12 protein-coding genes and 1 tRNA gene are annotated in these 14064 nt (G+C 70.7%); 6 read left to right on the forward strand and 7 right to left on the reverse strand.

The window, feature by feature from the left end; translation table 11 throughout:
- Nucleotides 1-306 precede the first annotated feature (306 nt).
- A complete protein-coding gene (locus NMQ01_RS13735) occupies nt 307-846 on the forward strand; it encodes a hypothetical protein (protein WP_255184470.1) in 540 nt (179 codons plus the stop codon).
- Between the two features lie 184 nt (nt 847-1030).
- Here the strand turns inward: NMQ01_RS13735 and NMQ01_RS13740 are convergent.
- Nucleotides 1031-1101: transfer RNA gene (locus NMQ01_RS13740), tRNA-Gly, on the reverse strand.
- 109 nt (nt 1102-1210) lie between these two features.
- Here NMQ01_RS13740 and NMQ01_RS13745 point away from each other — a divergent pair.
- The gene (locus NMQ01_RS13745) at nt 1211-2074 is read left to right on the forward strand and encodes a hypothetical protein (protein WP_255184471.1); all 864 of its coding nucleotides are present in this window, start codon (nt 1211-1213) and stop codon (nt 2072-2074) included.
- Between the two features lie 205 nt (nt 2075-2279).
- Nucleotides 2280-4151, forward strand: coding sequence for an acyl-CoA dehydrogenase (locus NMQ01_RS13750; protein WP_255184472.1), 1872 nt, complete (start codon nt 2280-2282; stop codon nt 4149-4151).
- An 87-nt stretch (nt 4152-4238) separates the two neighbouring features.
- Here NMQ01_RS13750 and NMQ01_RS13755 read toward each other — a convergent pair whose 3' ends face one another.
- Nucleotides 4239-4442, reverse strand: a complete 204-nt coding sequence (locus tag NMQ01_RS13755) for a DUF6458 family protein (protein ID WP_255184473.1) — start codon at nt 4440-4442, stop codon at nt 4239-4241.
- A gap of 23 nt (nt 4443-4465) precedes the next feature.
- A complete protein-coding gene (locus NMQ01_RS13760; RefSeq protein ID WP_255184474.1) occupies nt 4466-4666 on the reverse strand; it encodes a hypothetical protein in 201 nt (66 codons plus the stop codon).
- A 134-nt stretch (nt 4667-4800) separates the two neighbouring features.
- On the opposite strand from NMQ01_RS13760, the gene NMQ01_RS13765 reads away from it, so the two are divergent.
- Nucleotides 4801-5553, forward strand: a complete 753-nt coding sequence (locus NMQ01_RS13765; protein ID WP_255184475.1) for a hypothetical protein — start codon at nt 4801-4803, stop codon at nt 5551-5553.
- 20 nt (nt 5554-5573) lie between these two features.
- On the opposite strand, the gene NMQ01_RS13770 is transcribed toward NMQ01_RS13765, so the two are convergent.
- Nucleotides 5574-7580 (reverse strand): cytochrome c oxidase assembly protein, encoded by a 2007-nt coding sequence (locus tag NMQ01_RS13770; RefSeq protein WP_255184476.1) that lies wholly within the window; start codon nt 7578-7580, stop codon nt 5574-5576.
- Between the two features lie 76 nt (nt 7581-7656).
- On the opposite strand from NMQ01_RS13770, the gene NMQ01_RS13775 reads away from it, so the two are divergent.
- Both NMQ01_RS13775 and NMQ01_RS13780 read left to right on the forward strand, forming a co-directional pair.
- Nucleotides 7657-8100: a MarR family winged helix-turn-helix transcriptional regulator gene (locus tag NMQ01_RS13775; protein WP_255184477.1), complete on the forward strand. Its 444-nt coding sequence runs from the start codon at nt 7657-7659 to the stop codon at nt 8098-8100.
- 95 nt (nt 8101-8195) lie between these two features.
- The gene (locus NMQ01_RS13780; RefSeq protein WP_255184478.1) at nt 8196-10172 is read left to right on the forward strand and encodes an FG-GAP-like repeat-containing protein; all 1977 of its coding nucleotides are present in this window, start codon (nt 8196-8198) and stop codon (nt 10170-10172) included.
- Between the two features lie 72 nt (nt 10173-10244).
- Here the strand turns inward: NMQ01_RS13780 and NMQ01_RS13785 are convergent, their stop codons facing one another.
- The 3 genes from NMQ01_RS13785 to pdhA are packed head-to-tail and all read right to left on the reverse strand — an operon-like array spanning nt 10245 to nt 13863.
- The gene (locus tag NMQ01_RS13785) at nt 10245-11624 is read right to left on the reverse strand and encodes a dihydrolipoamide acetyltransferase family protein (RefSeq protein WP_255184479.1); all 1380 of its coding nucleotides are present in this window, start codon (nt 11622-11624) and stop codon (nt 10245-10247) included.
- A gap of 11 nt (nt 11625-11635) precedes the next feature.
- Nucleotides 11636-12625, reverse strand: coding sequence for an alpha-ketoacid dehydrogenase subunit beta (locus NMQ01_RS13790; protein ID WP_072625654.1), 990 nt, complete (start codon nt 12623-12625; stop codon nt 11636-11638).
- On the reverse strand, nt 12622-13863 hold the full coding sequence (pdhA, locus tag NMQ01_RS13795) for a pyruvate dehydrogenase (acetyl-transferring) E1 component subunit alpha (RefSeq protein ID WP_255184480.1): 1242 nt from the start codon (nt 13861-13863) through the stop codon (nt 12622-12624). Before pdhA ends, NMQ01_RS13790 begins: the two co-directional genes overlap by 4 nt.
- Between the last annotated feature and the right edge of the window lie 201 nt (nt 13864-14064).

The raw sequence follows: 14064 nt of genomic DNA on the forward strand, positions 1-14064 counted from the left end.
ACCTGCCCCATCGGCGCCCTCCCTGTCTGCGTCCCCAGTGTGCTCACACCTGTACTTGCCCGCAGGGCGAAGGGGGGTTCACGCCCCCTTCGTCGGTCGATGTCGATGGGTGACCCCCAGCGCACCCGGATACATCGACTCAGGGCACTTTGGCTGACGGATGACTGAACCTCTGGAAACTCTCCACGCCTTTTCCCCCGGTTACTGCAAAGTAACGGTAATGTCCTCAGCGATCACGGCCGATCACGAGAGCGCAACGGAGCGTTTCGCCCTCCCCGGGCCGACCACCAATGGGAGGGAACCCGTATGACCCCGCAGACGCCCAGCCGTCGCACCATCGTCAAGGGAGCGGCCTGGTCCGCCCCCGTCGTCACCATCGCCGCCGCGGCCCCCTCGCTCGCGGCGTCGACGACCGCGCCGCACGACCTGTCGACGTCGGTGCCCGGCAGCGGCAACCGCATCTCGGCCACCCAGATCGACATCTCGGCCACCGAGTTCATCAACACCGGCACGGAGACCATCGAGGGCATCACTGTCGTCTTCTCGGCGAGTGACGGCCAGAAGATCAATGACGTCCAGGTCTTCGGCCAGCCCATCGAGAACCTCGCGGTAGGCGCGACGATCTCTGGCGAGGGGACCTCGGTCGTCACCCTCATGCTCGCCCCGGGCACCCAGCTCGGTCAGGTCACGATCGCCCCGGACGGCGGGAGTTACAAGTCCCCCGCCGGGCAGACCCTGATCCTCGACAGCAGCATCGGCTTCACCCTCACCACGACCGTGTCCGCGACGAACGCCAAGCCCGGTGACGTCTCCTTCGAGAACGTCACCCAGGTCCCGGCCGCCTGACGCCAGCACCACCGACGAGGGCCGCACCCACCCGGTGCGGCCCTTCGTCATGCCTAGCCCTCCCCTTCGCCGGTCGATGTATGTGGGTGACCTCCAGCGCACCCAGATACATCAACCCAGCCCCTCGCGCGCACAAAGCCCTCGGCCGCGACACCGGGCAGGTGTTGCGGCCGAGGGCTGTCCGAGCCGGTGACGGGAATCGAACCCGCGTGTCCAGCTTGGGAAGCTGGCGCTCTACCATTGAGCTACACCGGCGCGCGAGGCGCAGGCGACATGCTAACCCACGGTCAGCGGCTCGCCGGCACCGACTCCCCCTTCGTCGTCGTGGGTGCACCGAGGCCCCGCGGGATGTTTGGATGACCGGATGAGCACCGAGTGGGACGAGCGCACCGAGGCGCCGATCGTCGAGGCCGCGAGCTTCGCCGAGGCGCCGCTGCCGGAGGCCGGAGAGCGGCAGCTGACCCGGCTGACCCACCCGGACGACCCGCGACTGACGGTCGAGACCCTCCTGCTGCGGCGCGACCACCCCGACCTGGTCGTCGTGCTCCACGGCGCCCTCGTGCGCAAGGACACGACCCTGCCGCGCTTCGAGTGGCTGCGCACGCTGCGCGACCGCCCCGAGAACCTCCTCTTCGTCTCCGACCCGTCGCTCGCGGTCGACCAGGCGATCCCGCTGGCCTGGTACATCGGGCCACAGGAGCACGACGTCACCGCGCGCCTCGCCGACGAGGTCGCCGCGCTCGCCGGTCGCCTCGGCACGGCCCGCACCGTCTTCACCGGCAGCAGCGGTGGCGGCTACGCCTCGCTGGCCCTCGCGGCCCGAACGCCGGCGTCGCTCGCGGTCTCCTTCTCCCCGCAGACCCGCGTCTCCCGCTACGAGCACATGCCGGTGAAGATCTTCCGCACCCGGCTCTTCCCCGAGCACGCCGACATGGACTCGGTCGAGGCCGCGCACCGCGACCGCGTCGACCTCACCCACCGGTGGGCGGCCGGACCGGACCAGCCCGACGCCTTCGTGCGTCTCGTGCACAACAGCGGCGACCCGGGGCACCTCGAGGACCACGTGCAGCCCTTCCTGCGCGCAGCGGGCGTCGACCCCGACGCCGCCGACGGGCCCCGCTTCTCCCTCGTCTTCGACGACTTCGCGCAGGGGCACTCGCCGCCGCGGCCGGCCCAGATGCGCGACCAGCTCGACGCGGCCCTGGCCTGGCACGACTCCGTGCGCTGAGCCGGCCACCTCGGCAGGTGAGCTCACCCACCTTCGTCATGACGAAGGTGGGTGAGCTGCGTTGTGCGTCAGGTCACCTGCCGTTCGCTTGCCCCAGCAAGCGCACCGGGGAGAGGATGAACCGAACGCACAGTAAGCGCTTGCTTACTGTCTTGTCCCCAGCGTCGGGCAGGCCCGGCGCACGACACGACCAGGAGACGCCTGCATGGGTCACTACAAGAGCAACCTGCGCGACATCGAGTTCAACCTCTTCGAGGTCTTCGGTCGCGACGAGGTCCTGGGCCAGGGCCCCTACGAGGCGGTCGACGCCGACACCGCGCGCGAGATGCTCAAGGAGTACGCGCGTCTGGCCGAGAACGAGCTCGCCGAGTCCTTCGCCGACGCCGACCGCAACCCCCCGGTCTTCGACCCCGAGACCTCGTCCGTGGCGATGCCCGAGTCCTTCAAGAAGTCCTACAAGGCCTTCCAGGACGCCGGCTTCTGGTCGCTCGACCTGCCCGAGGAGCTCGACGGCACCGTCGCTCCCCCGTCGCTGCGCTGGGCGATGAACGAGCTCGTCCTCGGCGCCAACCCGGCCATCGGCATGTTCGGCGCGAGCTACTCCTTCGCCAAGCTGCTCTTCCTGCTCGGCAACGACGAGCAGAAGAAGCTCGCGAAGTGGATCGCGGAGAAGGGCTGGCACTGCACCATGGTGCTCACCGAGCCCGACGCCGGTTCCGACGTCGGGGCCGGCCGGACCAAGGCCACCGACAACGGTGACGGCACCTGGAACATCGAGGGCGTCAAGCGCTTCATCACCTCGGCCGAGTCGGACATGACCGACAACGTCGTCCACTTCGTCCTCGCCCGCCCCGAGGGCGCCGGCCCGGGCACCAAGGGCCTGAGCCTCTTCATCCTCACCAAGTACGCGGTCGACCTCGAGACCGGCGAGCTCGGCGAGCGCAACGGCGTCTACGTCACCAACGTCGAGAAGAAGATGGGCCTGAAGGTCTCGACGACCTGCGAGGTCACCTTCGGCGAGAAGCACGCCGCCGTCGGCACCCTCTTCGGCGACGTCCACGACGGCATCGCGCAGATGTTCCGCGTCATCGAGAACGCCCGGATGATGGTCGGCACCAAGGCCATCGCCACCCTCTCGACCGGCTACCTCAACGCGCTCGAGTACGCCAAGGAGCGCGTCCAGGGCGCCGACCTGACGACGCCGGCCAAGGACGCCCCGCGCGTGACGATCACCCACCACCCCGACGTGCGCCGCAGCCTCATGCTGCAGAAGGCCTACGCCGAGGGCCTGCGAGCGCTCGTCACGCTCACCTCGAGCCAGCAGGACACCGTCGACCTCGAGCAGCTCGCCACGGGCAGCGAGGCGATCGCCGACGACTCCCCCGCCGCGATGGCCAACCGGGTCAACGACCTGCTCCTGCCGATCGTCAAGGGCCTGGGCTCCGAGCGGGCATGGACCCTCCTCGGCACCGAGTCGCTGCAGACCTTCGGTGGCTCCGGCTTCCTGCAGGAGTACCCGATCGAGCAGTACGTCCGCGACGCGAAGATCGACACCCTCTACGAGGGCACGACGGCCATCCAGGGCCAGGACTTCTTCTTCCGCAAGATCGTGCGTGACAACGGCCAGGCGCTGGGTCACATCGCGATGCAGATCCAGGAGTTCGCCCAGGACGTCGACGCGCAGGGCGGCGCGCTCAAGCACGAGCGCGAGCTGCTCGGCCAGGGCCTGGAGAACGTCCAGGGCATCCTCGGCGCGATGTTCCAGGCGCTCATGGCCTCCGACCCCAAGCAGGAGGGCTCTGACGTCACCAACATCTACAAGGTCGGCCAGAACACCTCGCGTCTGCTGCTCGGTGCCGGTGACCTCGTCGTCGGCTGGCTGCTGCTGCGCCAGGCCGCCGTCGCCACCGAGGCCCTCGAGGCCGGCGCGGAGGGCAAGGACAAGGACTTCTACACGGGCAAGGTCGCCGCGGCGAGCTTCTTCGCCAAGAACGTCCTGCCGCTTCTCGCCGGCGAGCGCGCCATCGCGGAGGCCACGGACAACACCCTGATGGACGTGCCCGAGACGGCCTTCTGAGTCACCTCTCCCCCAGGAGACCCCACCAGACCGAAGGGGGCTTCCCGCCAGCTGGCGGGAAGCCCCCTTCGGGCGTGTCCGGGGCGGTCAGTAGCGACGGTCGTCGCGCACGACCGTCTCGCGACGGCGGTTGGTGAAGAGGAAGCTGAGGATGATCGCCAGGGCGCCCAGGGCGATGGCGATCCAGCCGATGGCGTTGAGGTCCAGACCCGCGATGGACATGTCGCCGTTGTAGGCGAAGACGATGACCAGACCCACGAGCAGCAGGAAGATGCCGGCTCCGATGTACATGTGCGTTTCTCCTTGTCCCCGGCTCAGAGCCGGCTGTCGGTCTCGGTGATGTCGACCCGCTCGGCCGGCTGGTGCCGGCCGCGAGGGTCCGCCGGGTCGGTGCGGACCGACAGGCGGGTCGGCACGTCGCGGCGGCGACGGGGTCGGTCGACGAGGTAGAAGCCCACGAGCATGAGCAGGCTGAAGACCACGATGAAGATCCAGAACAGGGCTTCGCCACCCATGGGGCCCACTCCCTTCGATCGGCGTTTCAGCCCAGACTAGCGCCGGGGACGGGGCACACTCGGAGGTGACGCCACGCGTCACACCCGCACCACCCGTCACTGATGGATGTCACCGCCTCGCCCCTGGAGTCCCCATGCGCCCGAGCACCCGCCGCGCGATGATCCTCACCGCCACCACTGCCCTGACCGTCTCGCTCGCCCCCGCAGCGAGCAGCACCGCCGCCCCGACCGCGGCGCCGGCTGCCGACACCGCGGCGACCGCGAAGCGCGACGTCGGTCTCAACCTCACCGTGGAGCCGCTGTGGAGCGGGACCAACGAGAGCCTGACGACCGTCGGCGAGGTCTTCGACGCCTCGACCTACCGGCCGCTCACCGGCCGGCGCATCTCGATCCAGGCCCGCAACGTCGGCTCGACGACGTGGCGCACCGTCGCCACCCCGGAGAGCAACTCCAACGGCGCCTTCCTCGTGCGCCTCACGGCCGACCGGTCCAAGACCTATCGCGCGGTCTACGCGGGCAATGCCTGGTACAGCTACAAGCAGAGCAACTGGGAGCGCCAGACGGCCAAGCCCGGGACCAAGGTGCGCACGAGCGTCAAGCTCAAGGCGACGAGCAACGGCGGCAGCAAGGTCACCGGCCGGGTCACCCAGCTGTGGAGCAACCCGATCCGCCCGCTCAAGGGCGTGAGCGTCTACATCCAGGCGCGGCAGGCCTACGGCTCCTACTGGTTCGACGCCGGCTCGACGCGGACCAACAGCCTCGGCTACTACAACTGGAACACCTCGGTGAAGCCGAGCGCCTGCTACCGCTATCGCGCCATCTACAAGGGCAACTCCAACGGCTGGGCCGCCAAGAGCGCGACCGGCGAGTGGACCAGCTGCGGCTGACCTCCCCTTCGGCCCATCGCTCAGTCCTCGCGACCGAGCTGGGCGAGGTGCCGGTTGTAGGCCTCGAGCTCGGCGTCGCCGTCCCGGTCGGCAGCCCGGTCACGACGGCGCGACTCGCGGTCGTCGCTGCGCATCCACTGCCAGGCGACGGCCACGGCGAGCACGAGGGTCGGGGCCTCGCCGACGCCCCACGCGATGGCGCCTCCGGTGCGCTGGTCGGCGACCGGGTCGGTCATCCACGGCAGGTCGAGCCGTCCGAAGAAGCCCGGGGCGAGCAGCTCGGTGGACTGGGTGAGGATCACCCCGAAGAAGGCGTGGAAGCTGATCGTCGCGAAGAGGACGACGAGCAGCGCGAGCGGCGACCAGCGCTTCGGGCCCGGGTCGATGCCGATGAGCACCCACGTGAACATGTACCCGGTCAGCAGGAAGTGCAGCATCATCAGCACGTGCCCGGTGTGGGTGACCATCGCCAGCTCGAAGAGCGGGCTGTAGTAGAAGATCGCCAGGCTGAAGAAGAAGAGCGACGCCGCGACGGCGGGGTTGGCCAGCACCCGCAGACAGCTCGAGTGGACCGTCGCGAGGATGACCTCGCGCGGACCGAGGGTCTTGTCCCGGCGCGCCGGCAGCGCGCGCAGCGCGAGGGTGATCGGGGCGCCGGGCACGAGCAGCAGCGGCGCGATCATCGCGACACCCATGTGCTCGACCATGTGCCAGGAAAAGAGGATCTTGCCGTAGACGGCCGGGCCGCCCGAGGTGAAGTAGACGAAGACCGCCCAGCCGAGGACCCAGCTGATCGTGCGCAGCACCGACCAGTGGTCCCCCCGGGCGCGCAGGCGCAGGGCCCACCGCACGTAGACGACGACCGCGATGACCGCGACGGCCAGCCACAGCCAGTCGGTCTGCCACGAGGCGATCCAGCTCGTCGAGGTCGGCGCCCCCGGGTCGGGGTAGCCCGACAGGTCGTAGACGATCGAGTTGCCCGGTGCGAGCTGCGCCGACTCGGGCGTCGGCGTGCGGCCGACGGCAACACCCAGACCCATCGCCGTGGCCATGACGATGACCTCGCCGACGGCCAGACGGACGAAGGCGCCGCCCCCGGTCGGGGCACCGGAGGTCGAGGCGCTGGACCCCGCACCGGCCTCCAGGGCGGCGATGACCCGGTGGCGGTGCCACCAGCCGGCGATGCCGAGCAGGACCACCGCGAGCGCCTTGAGCAGGAGCAGCACGCCGTAGCGCGAGGCGAGCCCTGACAGGCCGCCGATGTTGACCCAGGTGGCGAGCACGCCGGAGCCGACGAGCAGTGCGTAGCACCAGCCCGCGATGCTCGAGTAGCGCCGCGTGGTCACGGCGAGGTGCTGGCCGAGCGCGGGGCGGATGACGAGGAGCGCGACGAGCCCGCCGACCCAGACGGTCGCGGAGACGAGGTGGAAGGCCAGCGCGTTGACCCCGCTCATGTGGTCGAGACTCGCGGCGGAGTGGCCGGCGAGGGCCAGCGGCAGGAGGGCGAGGACCGAGCCGGCGGAGAGCCAGGCGAGCGCGCCCTTGCTCCGGGCGAGCGGCGCGCCGACCGCGACGACACCGACGATCGCCGAGGAGATGACGGCGGTGCGGGTCGAGTCGAGCTCCCAGACGAAGGCGAGCAGCTGCGACAGGTAGGTCGGCGCGCTGAGCGGGAGCCCCGCGAGCGAGGCGAAGTCGCAGAGCATCCGGCCGATGCCGGCGAGGAACCACACGATCGCCGCACCACCGGCCAGCCGGGCGAGGCTGTCGCGCCGCGACGTGCGGGTCGTCTCCGGCACGAGGAAGGCGGCAAGCACGAGGGCGCCGACGGTCACCGCCGCCGCCGCGTCGTGGACGACGCGCAGCACGGGCAGCGCCCACCGGACAAAGGCGCCGGGGTCGCCGAGCTCGAGCGGCGCGGCCCCGCCGCCGAAGGCCGTCGCCGCGACGACGACCACCACCGAGACGACGCCGAGGACCCCGAGCGGGAGGGATGTGGTGCGGGTGGCGCCCGGGCGTGCAGACATGCCCTCTAATCTAGGCAACGAGTCCGGGGACCACCGCATCGCGTCCTGTCAGGGACAACGATCGAAGGGAGTGCCCGTGACCACGTCGTCCACCGAGCTGAGCACCAGCGTCATCCGCATGATGAGGATGCTGCACGCCACCCGAGCCCGGGCCCCGCGGGTGCACCCCGCGGTCGAGCCGAGCCACCACTCGGTCCTCGTCGCCGTGCGCGAGTCCCCGAGCCGGGTCGGCGACATCGCCGAGCGCAACCTCTCCGACGCCTCGACCGTGAGTCGTCAGGTGAGCCACCTGACCGCGCTCGGCCTGCTGCACAAGGTCCCCGACCCCGAGGACGGTCGCGCCCAGCTCGTCGCTCTCACCGACGAGGGCGTCGCCCTGCTCGACGACCTCGTCAAGCACCGCGAGGCCTGGTTCGCCGAGCTGCTCGCCGACTGGAGCGAGCAGGACATCGCGGCCTTCATCGGCTACGTCGACCGCTTCTGCGATGCCGTGGCCGACGACCCGCGCCACCGGGGCTGACCCCCCTTCGTCCCCTGCCGGAGGCAACCCTGCGGGCCGCTGGGGCGTCTGTCAGGATGACCGATGTCACTGGCCACAGACCGGGGGGACCCACCATGTCGCACCGCCGAGCAGTACTCACCGCGCTCGTCCTGACCACGTCGGGGGCACTCGTCGGCACGTCCGCCGGCGCCGCGCCCGCGGCACCCACCAGCACGGGCATCGACGTCATCTGCGACGGGATCGGTGCCGACACCGTCACCGTCACCGGCGAGCTCGCCTCCGGCGGCACCGCCGAGATCACCCGCGGGCCGCTGACCGTCGTCGGCCGCCCCGGGTTCACCGGCGAGGACGCGAGCGGTCACCAGGTCGAGGTCGCGCCCACCGGTCAGGGGGCCGTGTGCACCGCCGACGAGACGACCACGGCCGACGACATCTCGCAGGTCCTGCCGGCCGTCCAGGCGGTCAAGGCGCCGACGAACGGCGAGGTGAGCGGCCGGCTGACCTTCACCGTCGAGGTCGACACGACGACGACCGCGGCCGCGAAGTCCGCCGCCGCGCAGAGTGACGCCCAGTCGACGGCTGCGGCGCTGCCCTTCGAGTCCGAGCTGCGCACCTACCTCGCCTCGCGGCCGGGCGCCGTGGGTGTGGCCGTGCGCCTGCCGGGCAAGAACACGTCCTGGACCTACACCAAGGTCTCCTCGCGCAATGTCACGGCGAGCATCGTCAAGGTGCAGATCATGTCGGCCGTGATGATGAAGGCCCAGGCCGAGGGGCGCGCCCTCTCGAGCTGGGAGAAGTCGAAGATCTCGCCGATGATCCGCAACAGCGACAACGACGCGACGACGGCGCTCTTCAACCACATCGGCGGCCGCGCCGCCATCGACAGCAGCGCCGACCGGCTCGGCATGAGCGGCACCGTCGCCGACCCCTACAACCACTGGGGCCTGACGAGCACGACCGCCGCCGACCAGGCCAGGCTGATGGAGCACTACGCGCGCACCTCCTCGGTGCTCAGCGCGACCAACCGGATGTACGGCCTGAGCCTGATGCGCCAGATCAACTCCAGCCAGGACTGGGGCGTGACCGCCGGCCCGCCGGCCGGGACGGTCGCGCTGAAGAACGGCTGGCTGCCGCGCACCGACGGCTGGCACGTCAACTCCATCGGCTGGGTCAAGTCCTATGCGCCCGACTACACGATCGCCGTGCTCACCCACGACAACCCGGGCGCGATGAGCACCCAGGTCTCGACGATCGAGGGCGTCTCGCGGATCGTGTGGAAGAACCGCAGCAAGCTCGTCGACTCGACGACCCCCACGCCCACCCCGAAGCGCGCGATGCGCGGTGACTGGGACGGCGACGGCAAGGCCGACCTGTGGGGCCTGTCGGCGAGCGGCCGGGTCTACGTCATGAAGAGCAGCGGCACCAACGTCGGCGCCAAGAAGGTCGTCAAGTCCGGCCTCTCGGACGCCACGTGGATCGGCAGCGCCGGCGACGTCAACCGCGACGGTCGCGCCGACGTCCTCGTGCGTCGCGGCGACGGTCGCCTGCAGCTGATGCGCACGACGAGCAGCGGGGCCCTCGGCACCCTGTCGACGATCGGCACCGGCTGGGGCTCCTACACCGACATCGCGGCCGGCGGGGACGTCGACGGCAACGGCCGGCTCGACATCCTCGTGCGCAAGGTCGGCGGCTACGTCGACCTCTACGACGTGACCGACAAGGGCAACCTGCGACGGGTGCGCGCGATGGGCCGCCCGGCCGTCTACTACTCCAACATCATGCTCGTGAACGACGTCAACGGGGACGGCAAGGACGACATGCGAGGCGTCTCCAGCGGCGGCCGGATGCGCACCTGGACCTCGACGGGCACGAGCTGGAAGCAGACGAGCGCGACGAGCACCGGCTGGAACACCTATCGCTTCGTCGCCTCCCCCGGCGACGTCAACGCCTCCTCGACGAAGCAGGACGACATCGTCGCCGTCACCTCCTCCGGTGCCGGCCGCCTGATGTACGGCGCCACCGGCGGTGGCATGGGCAACGGCTACCGCACCCTGGCGGAGTACCTCGGCGGACTGCCGATGGTCTTCTGACCCCGGACGCGCCTGTGGGGCTGTCCCTCCTCTCGGAGGGGCAGCCCCACAGGCATGTCGAAGGGGGTGCCCTCAGGCCCAGAGGAAGGCGGTGCCGGGGTCGTGGAGCAGGGCCGCGACGTCGGCGAGCAGCTTGGAGCCGAGCTCACCGTCGATCAGCCGGTGGTCGAAGGAGAGCGCGAGCTGGGTGACCCAGCGCGGCTCGATCGACTCGCTGCCGTCGGCCGCGGTGACGACCCACGGCATGCGCCGCACGGCACCGAAGGCGAGGATCGCCGCCTCGCCGGGGTTGAGGATCGGGGTGCCGGTGTCGACGCCGAAGACGCCGACGTTGGTGATCGTCGCCGTGCCACCGGACAGGTCGGCGGGCTGGGTGCGCCCGTCGCGCGCCGTGGCGACGAGGTCGCCGAGGGCACCGGCCAGGTCGTGCAGCGAGAGCTGGTCGGCGGCCTTGATGTTGGGCACGAGCAGCCCGCGCGGGGTGGCCGCGGCGATGCCGAGGTTGACCTGCGGGTGCAGCACGATCTCCTGCGCGCCCTGGTCCCAGCTCGCGTTGGCCTCGCGGTGCCGTCGCAGGGCGAGGCAGAAGGCCTTGGCGACGAGCAGCAGCGGCGTGACCTTGACGTCGGCGAAGGCCCGGTCCCGCTTGAGCCGGTCGACCAGCTCCATCATCGCGGTGACGTCGGCGGTGACGAACTCGGTGACGTGCGGTGCGGTGAAGGCCGAGGCGACCATCGCCTCCGCCGTCGCCTTGCGCACGCCCTTGATCGGCACGCGCACCTCTTCGCGCTGGTCGAGGTGCGAGGAACGAGCCTCGAGACCACTCCCCGAGGCCGCGCCCTCGACGTCCGCCCGGGTGACGATCCCCCCTTCGCCCGTGGGGGCCACGGACTGCAGGTCGACGCCGAGGTCCTTGGCCAGCTTGCGCACCGGCGGCTTGGCCAGGGCGCGGGTCTGCGCGCCCGTGAGCGGCTGGGCCGGGGCCGACCCTTCGAGACGGCGCTGGCGCGCCTCCTCAGGGACCGGGGGTGCCGCGGGGGCGGCCGGAGCGGGCGCGGGGGCGGGGGCCGCCGGAGCGGGGGCCACGTCGGCACCGCCCTTGCGGGCACGCCGACGGGTGCTGCCCGCCTTGGCGCCGTAGCCGACGAGGTTGGGCCCGGAGGCCTCCTCGGCCTCGCCGCCGGCCGGGGCGGCCGGCTCCGGGTCGGAGCCGGCGACCTCGACGGTGATGATCGGGGCGCCGACGTCGACGGTGTCGCCTTCGGCGACGAGCAGCTCGACGACGGTGCCGGCGAAGGGGATGGGCAGCTCGACGAGCGACTTCGCGGTCTCGACCTCGATGACGATGTCGTTGACGGCGACGGTGTCGCCGACCTTGACCTTCCAGGTCGTCACCTCGGCCTCGGTGAGGCCCTCGCCGGGGTCGGGCAGGTTGAACTTCTTGACGGCCACAGTGACTCCTGTCAGTGCGCGAGCGAGCGGTCGACGGCGTCGAGGACCCGGTCGAGGGTCGGGAGGAACTCCTCCTCGAAGCGGCTGGGCGGGTAGGGGATGTTGTAGCCGCCGACCCGCAGCACGGGCGCCTCGAGGTGGTAGAAGCACTCCTCCTGGACCCGGGCGGCGATCTCCGCGCCGAGCCCGGCGAAGGTCTGCGCCTCGTGGACGATGACGGCGCGACCGGTCTTCTTCACCGAGTCGGTGATCGTCGGCAGGTCGAGCGGGCTGAGCGAGCGCAGGTCGACGACCTCGAGGTCGCGGCCCTCCTCGCGCGCGGCCTCGGCCGCCTGCAGGCAGGTCTTGACCATCGGGCCGTAGCACAGGAGGGTCGCGTCACGACCCTCCCGGACCACGCGGGCGTCGTAGAGACCGAGGTCAGGGGCGCCCCCTTCGTCGATCTCGGTCTCGCCGCGCTCGTGGTAGCGACGCTTGGGCTCGAAGAAGATCACCGGGTCGTCGGTCTCGATCGCCTGCTGGATCATCCAGTAGGCGTCGGCCGCATTGCTGCACGAGACGACCCGCAGGCCGGCGGTGTGCGCGAAGTAGGCCTCGTTGGACTCGCTGTGGTGCTCGACGGCACCGATGCCACCACCGCAGGGGATGCGGATGACCATCGGCACCTTGAGGTGACCGAGGGATCGGGCGTGCATCTTGGCGACCTGGCTGACGATCTGGTCGAAGGCCGGGTAGACGAAGCCGTCGAACTGGATCTCGACGACGGGCCGGTAGCCGCGCAGGGCCAGGCCGACGGCGGTGCCGACGATGCCCGACTCCGCGAGCGGGGTGTCGAGGACACGGTGCTCGCCGAAGTCCTTCTGCAGGCCCTCGGTGATGCGGAAGACGCCGCCGAGCTTGCCGACGTCCTCACCCATGAGGACGACCTTGGGGTCCTTGTCCATGGCCTTGCGCAGGCCGGCGTTGAGGCCCTTGGCGAGGGAGAGGCGCTGGCCGCTCATCGGGGGTCTCCTTCCTCGGCGAAGCCGGCGTGGTAGGCGAGGAACTCCTCGCGCTCGGCGTCGACGACGGGGTGGGGCTCGGTGTACTGGTGGTCGAACATCGTCGGCAGCTCCGGGTCGGGCATCTCCTGGCAGGCCTTGCGGATGCGCTCGGCGACCTCACCGGCCTCGACGTCGACGGCGTCGAAGAAGGCCTGGTCAGCGTGACCGCGCTCGGTCATGAAGCCGCGCATGCGCTTGATCGGGTCCTTGTGCTTCCAGATCTCGACCTCGGCGTCGCTGCGGTACTTCGTCGGGTCGTCGGAGGTCGTGTGCGCGCCCATCCGGTAGGTGTAGGCCTCGATGAGCGTCGGGCCCTGGCCGCTGCGCGCCTTGTCGAGCGCGTCCTTGGCGACGGCATAGGTCGCAAGCGGGTCGTTGCCGTCGACGAGCACGCCGGGGAAGCCGAAGCCTCGGGCACGCTGGTAGGGCGGGATGATGAACTGCTTGTCGTTGGGCTCGGAGATCGCCCACTGGTTGTTCTGGACGAAGAAGACGACCGGGGCATTGGTCACCGCGGCGAAGACGAGGGCCTCGTTGAAGTCGCCCTGGCTGGTGCCGCCGTCGCCGGTGAAGGCCATGACCGCGCTGTCGCGCTCGGGGTCGCCGGTGCCCATCGCACCGTCGGCCGTGATGCCCATGGCGTAGCCGACCGCGTGGAGCATCTGGTTGCCGATGACGATCGTGTAGAGGTGGAAGTTGTTCTCGTTGGAGTCCCACCCGCCGTGGTTGACCCCGCGGAACATCCCGAAGAGGCTCACCGGGTCGACGCCCCGGCACCACGCGACACCGTGCTCGCGGTAGCCCGGGAAGGCGTAGTCGTGGGGGCGCAGCGCGCGGCCGGCGCCGACCTGCGCGGCCTCCTGGCCGAAGAGGCTCGGCCACAGGCCGAGCTCGCCCTGGCGCTGGAGGGCGAAGCCCTCGGCGTCGATGCGGCGGACGAGGACGAGGTCGCGGTAGATCGTGCGCGCGTCCTCGCTCGTCATGTCCTCGACGATCTGGGCGTAGGGCGCGTTGGTCGCATTGGTCTCGAGGCGGGTGCCCTCGGCGTCGACGAACTGCACCATCTCGGGGTTGTCGTCGGAGAAGTGCCCGCTGATCTGCGATGGCGGCTTCGGCCCCATCTCCGGCGAGGGCTCGAAGGCCCCTGCCACGTGTCCTCGGGTGCCGGCCTGGCCGGCGACGTCGTTGTCGCTCACGATGTGCTCCCTTCGGCCCGGCCCGGGGGTCACCCGGCCGCGGCCCCGAGGGCGTCGGCTGCGACGCCCCGAACGGCTGCGGTGGGCTTGTGACCCGAACCACAGTTCACTGGCTGGGGCCAACCTAGCGTCTCAGCAGGTGGACGCCCAAACCGGCTCCGACCCACTGCGCCGCCCTCGTCACCGCCCCCCGGAACCAGC

Origin of the sequence: Janibacter sp. CX7 (assembly GCF_024362365.1) — a bacterium.
Lineage (GTDB): Bacteria > Actinomycetota > Actinomycetes > Actinomycetales > Dermatophilaceae > Janibacter.